The following is a 2,168-nucleotide window of genomic DNA, read 5'->3' as shown; positions in this document are numbered from 1 at the left end:
TCCATGAGCGGCGAGTGGAAGGCGTGGCTGACCTTCAGCCGGGAGGTCTTGCGGCCCTGCCGCGCGAACGCCTGCGCGATCGCCAGCACAGCCTCCTCGGCGCCGGAAACCACCACGGACTGCGGTCCGTTGACGGCCGCGATACCGACGTTCTCGGTGAGGTGGGGAAGGACCTCGTCCTCGGTGGCCTGCACGGCGACCATCGCGCCGCCTTCGGGCAGGGCCTGCATCAGCCGGGCGCGGGCAGAGACCAGCTTCGCCGCGTCCCGAAGCGAGAGCACCCCGGCCACATGCGCGGCCGCGATCTCACCGACGGAGTGGCCGGCCACGAACTCGGGCCGGATCCCCCATGAATCGAGCAGCCGGAACACCGCCACCTCGATCGCGAACAGCGCGGGCTGCGTGCGCCCGGTCTGGTTCAGCTCGTCCGTATCGACGTCAACCGCCGCGTCCAAGTGCGCGCAGACTTCGTCGTAGGCCTCGGCGAACACCGGGTACGTCGCGTACAGTTCCCGGCCCATGCCAAGGCGTTGTGATCCCTGGCCGGAGAAGAGGAAGGCGACCTTGCCGCCGGCCGGGCGTCCCAGCACCACACCGGCCGACGGAATGCCCGCAGCCAGGTCCGCCAGACCCTGACACAGTTCCTCACGGCTCTCCCCCACCACCGCGGCCCGGTGCCGCAACGCCGCACGCGTCGTGGCCAGGGAGAACGCCACACCCGCCGACTGTGCCCCGGCGCCCTCACCGTCCGCGAAGGACGCCAGCCGTTGCGCCTGGCCCCGCAGAGCCGCCTCGCTCTTGGCCGACAGCACCCACACCAACGGCCCGCCGTCCCCAGCCCCGACACTCTCCTCCACCACGGACGGGGACTGTTCGACGATGACGTGTGCGTTGGTGCCACTGACACCGAAGGACGAAATACCCGCCCGGCGCGAGTGACCGAACTCCGGCCAGGGCACAGCTTCGGTCAGCAGCCGTACCGCCCCCGCCGACCAGTCCACATCCGAACTCGGCTCATCGACATGCAGCGTCTTCGGCAGCACCCCATGACGCATGGCCATGACCATCTTGATGATGCCGCCCACACCGGCAGCCGCCTGCGTATGACCGACATTGGACTTCAACGACCCCAGCCACAACGGCCGGCCCTCCGGCCGGTCCTGACCGTAGGTGGCAATAACCGCCTGCGCCTCGATCGGGTCACCCAGCCGCGTACCCGTACCGTGCGCCTCCACCACGTCGACCTGGGCAGGAGACAGCCCGGCCGAGGCAAGCGCCTGCCGGATCACCCGCTGCTGCGCCGGTCCGTTCGGCGCCGTCAGACCATTCGACGCACCGTCCTGGTTGACCGCGCTGCCCCGTACCACGGCCAGCACCTGATGCCCGTTGCGCCGGGCGTCACTGAGCCGCTCCACCAGGAGCATGCCAACACCCTCACCCCAACCCGTACCGTCCGCCGCGGCCGCGAACGCCTTGCAACGGCCGTCCACCGACAGCCCACGCTGACGGCTGAACTCCACGAAAGCCCACGGCGTGGACATCACCATGACACCACCGGCCAACGCCATCGAGCACTCACCACTGCGCAACGCCTGGACCGCCCAATGCAACGCGACCAGCGACGACGAGCACGCCGTATCCACCGTGACGGCAGGACCCTCCAAACCGAAGGTATAGGCGATACGACCGGACATCACGCTGGCCGAGTTGCCGGTCCCGAGGTGGCCGTCCGACTCGCCGCCCACGCCTAACAGGAGGTTGACGTAGTCCTGGTAGCCGGAGCCGACGAAGACCCCCGTACGGCTGCCCCGCACCGACTCCGCGTCCAGCCCCGCCCGCTCAAAGGCCTCCCACGTCGTCTCCAGCAGCAACCGCTGCTGCGGATCCATCGCCACCGCCTCACGCGGCGAGATCCCGAAGAACCCCGGATCGAACTCCCCCGCCTCATAGAGGAATCCACCCCGCCGCGTATACGTCTTCCCCGACGCTTCCGGATCCGGATCAAAGATCCCCTCCACGTCCCAGCCACGGTCCACAGGGAACTCCCCCACCGCGTCCCCGCCGGAGGACACCAGCCGCCACAGATCCTCCGGCGACCGCACCCCACCCGGATACCGGCACGCCATCCCCACGATCGCGATGGGGTCGTCGTCCACGGCGGGGCCGGC

The 2,168-nt window shown here is 69.6% G+C and carries 1 protein-coding gene; it reads right to left on the bottom strand.

The genetic code is table 11. The features are described 5' to 3' along the window. The coding region (locus tag AAW14_RS39205; protein ID WP_265569238.1) for a type I polyketide synthase at nucleotides 1–2,168 on the bottom strand (2,168 nt) is incomplete at both ends.

It is taken from the genome of Streptomyces hygroscopicus, assembly GCF_026168105.1.
GTDB classification, from domain to species: domain Bacteria; phylum Actinomycetota; class Actinomycetes; order Streptomycetales; family Streptomycetaceae; genus Streptomyces; species Streptomyces hygroscopicus_D.
The sequence above is the reverse complement of the archived record's forward strand: the minus strand, read 5'-3'. Positions and strand labels throughout refer to the sequence as shown.